Source organism: Bacillus sp. z50 (assembly GCF_058313585.1).
Window position 1 is genome coordinate 1 of the sequence record NZ_JBZFQL010000015.1, and the last position, 3,603, is coordinate 3,603.

Below are 3,603 nucleotides of genomic sequence, written 5' to 3' on the forward strand. Positions count from 1 at the left end.
CGAACACGGAAGTTAAGCTCTTCAGCGCCGATGGTAGTTGGGACGCGAGTCCCTGTGAGAGTAGGACGTTGCCGGGCAATTTAAGAAACCAGTTCAGTTGATGAGCTGGTTTTTTTGTGCGGTTTTTTAGGGACCAAGAGAGATCATTTATACTTGTTTGGGCTTGATGGGATCGGGAAGGATTTTTCGTCAAGGGTACTACCTTAAAGACGTGTGGAAGCTATAGAAAAGCTGCGCTATTCAACACCTATGGGACATCTTTGCCTGATCTATGGATAAAAGGTGTCTGAAAGGTAGGTGAAGTGTGGAGGAAAGCAGCTATGCCCTACCTATGCCTGACCTATGCCGGGTTAAAGGTGCTTCATAGGTAGGTGAAGTATGGAGGAAAGCCGTAAGAAAACATGTATAACACACCTATTAGTGAACATACGAGATAATAATAAAATTGGAAAACATATATTAAGGACTCAACCTGGGATTTCAGCTGGGAGACTCCTAAACCTTTTTAATCAAAATCTATAGGGAAGAAGGTCAGGAAAACGTAAGAGAATTGGTTCTTCACTTCTTCTTAATCACAAGCTCATGGATATATACTTACTGAATGTATCCAAGTTAACTAATCGATTGATTAAAAGAAATCCTTGCTAAAATCTCACCGTTATACTCACTCTATTGCTTGAACACAACATAATTGATTCATCTTTACATAGAGAAAGGTTAATGAAATATTGCATATTATAGTGAAAGAAATATATGAACTAAACATCTTTAGAGCATGTCACGAGTTTTAAATATTTCTTTGTAAGAAGAGGAACAGTTTCCTCTTTCATCAGGAGAATTAGTTGCCGTTTATTTTGGTGATGATTTTTATTAACTATGCAAAGAGATTAAGGATAAGGTTCGTATAATTCAATGAATATGGGCTCTTAATTGGCGATTCCTCATTTAAAGGCTATTTGCATAGGGTGGTGCTCCTAAATAAAAAAATAAGCATCCATATTCAAAATCAAGATAGTTCTTTAACTAAACCTTAATACAGAATTATCACTTGTATGAGGAAAAAAGATTGGCTTACAATAACACAAAGGATATATTTGGAAGGTTGGCTGTATTGAGAGTGGCCAAGAGGAGTCTTAAACTTTTAACTAATCAATGGCCTTTTGGAATAACGCTAATAGCACTTTGCATATTTGCATTCTTTAGATTTTTTATAGCAGACTTAGAAATGAAACATGGGTGTATTGTATTACCTTATTCCTTTTTCGCTTATATCACTGAGTATAGCTGTAGTTGGGCTGCCGCTAGAAAGGAAAAATGATAAGAAAGTGATCATTAGATCTGTCTTTTCGATAGTCATGTCTCTTTTATTAATTTTACTATTATGTTTTATCTACATAGCTCCAATATTCTTCCCTTTCGGAATACCACCGTTATTTTAGCGAACCCATCAATGTTAGGTTCGCTTTTTTATTGATTCAATACACTTCACCATTGCAAAAACTAAGTGATTAGCTTTTTTAAAAGCAGCTAACGGGGCACAGGTTAGTGGATGAAGGAAGTCACTTATACAGTGTTGTATTTAGTATGTTATATAAACAAAAGGGGGTAGTAGGTTAATTAATTATCTATACTATGATAAAAGGAAAGGTACAATCAGAGCTCTCATGCCTTTAAATATAGAGGATCATCTGTAAATAAGGAGGGATGAAATGAAAAAACCACTGTATTTTCTAATCTTCTTGTTGCTCTCTGGGTGCGCACAAAGCGATGAACAACTACCATTAACGGAAAATGCGAGAATTTGCAAAGGATTCTAGAGGATAAAGGATATGATGAGCTGTCCTATGAAGGAGAGAGGACTAGGACGTATACGATAAGTGACTTAACGAAACTTCCCGCTAAACAGGACTGGGCTGTCCAATCCATCGAACCCGAGCCCTATTTGAATAAAGAGATTCATTTAGTCCGTTTTTTCGTTAAAGGTCATCCATTAGATAATGAGTTCCAAGAGGGGAAAATAAGTGTAACGGTCATGATGTGGAACCGAGAAGTGATTGGAGGAACCTCGTTCCCCTATTCCAAACACAATGATATGCTCGGAGGATCCTATTCACTGGACGGGAAAACCAGTGAAGAAATTCAAAGTAAATAGCATATGACATAAGGTTTAATACTGGATATTAAAAACGAAGTATAACTTTACCAGTCATGAACTAATTAATCAGGGGATCTAAAAGAAAGACCGGAGCTGAATATGTTGAATGTTGGGTTGATTAAAAAAGAAGATGTTCTATACTCTTATAAGTTTATCGGCTGGATTGCTGGGTTTTAGTGAAGGTACGAAAGCTTTCTGGAAAGATTGCATCATTATAAAGAAGAGAATCAATCGATCCATCAGTAATAAAAGATTGTCTTATTCTATAGAAGAAAAAGAAAGTATCAGTAAGTAACGTTTTATATAGTAATTAGAGTAATATCAACATTCCTATATATACTTTGTCTCATGCAAGTATATTGTCACACTGAAAGAAGGTATACCATCTAATATAAAATAACAAGTTTCCGAGAAGATGCTTACCAGGTTGTTTAAGGAAATCCACTATTTTTTTTATGGTTCTGTGTTGGCCATCTCTTTATACATATATAAATAAGACAAGCTAACTGTGTGATTAACGGAGTTATGTAAAAAAACCGATCTTTTTTTCTGCATTATAGAAATATCAATTTTGCGTTTAATTAGCTTCGTTTCTTCTTGATATGGTAAATCGTAAAGTGAGCATAAATATCTCATGCATGCTAACCGCCTCCTGTAGAAGTAGTTTTGAACAAGCTGAGAGTTTCGACGTGAACTGAAATACAGATAGAATCGCTAAATATAGAGGAGATCCGAAGAGATAGAAAAATACATATAAATTCCAGTTTTATATTACTCGAAATAGTGGTATTATAATTAAGTCGCTATGAGATAGAAGGCGGATAAATCCTTGAATGCAAACTTATAAAAAATAATTTATAAAAAGGGTTGCATTCATAAAAAATATAAGTTATTATATAAAAGTTGCTTCTGCAACGCGAAACATTTTGAGAGATTGTTAGTGAATAATATCAAAAAGAAAATGCTTGACAAAAGCTAACTGAATTGATATGATATAAGAGTCGCTAACACGACAGATTGTTCTTTGAAAACTAAACAAAACGAAACGCCAAGCAAGTCTAAAAATAAGAGATTTTTAAAATCTCGTCAATTTGCTTTAAAATTTAGCTAGATCAAACATCTTTCGGAGAGTTTGATCCTGGCTCAGGACGAACGCTGGCGGCGTGCCTAATACATGCAAGTCGAGCGAATCTGAGGGAGCTTGCTCCCAACGATTAGCGGCGGACGGGTGAGTAACACGTGGGCAACCTGCCCCTAAGATTGGGATAACTCCGGGAAACCGGTGCTAATACCGAATAGTTTCCAACACCTCATGGTGTTGGAAGGAAAGTTGGCTTCGGCTAACACTTAGGGATGGGCCCGCGGCGCATTAGCTAGTTGGTGAGGTAACGGCTCACCAAGGCAACGATGCGTAGCCGACCTGAGAGGGTGATCGGCCACACTGGGAC

Annotated in this window: 1 protein-coding gene and 2 rRNA genes; all 3 read left to right on the forward strand. The window is 36.6% G+C overall.

Features of this window, described 5'->3' with window-relative positions:
* Window positions 1-77 (forward strand): 5S ribosomal RNA (gene rrf / locus AC4G3N_RS19235); the annotation flags it as partial.
* 1,724 nt (window positions 78-1,801) lie between these two features.
* The gene (locus tag AC4G3N_RS19240) at window positions 1,802-2,152 is read left to right on the forward strand and encodes a hypothetical protein (RefSeq protein ID WP_077248007.1); all 351 of its coding nucleotides are present in this window, start codon (window positions 1,802-1,804) and stop codon (window positions 2,150-2,152) included.
* Window positions 2,153-3,275: 1,123 nt separating this feature from the next.
* Window positions 3,276-3,603 (forward strand): 16S ribosomal RNA (locus tag AC4G3N_RS19245); the annotation flags it as partial.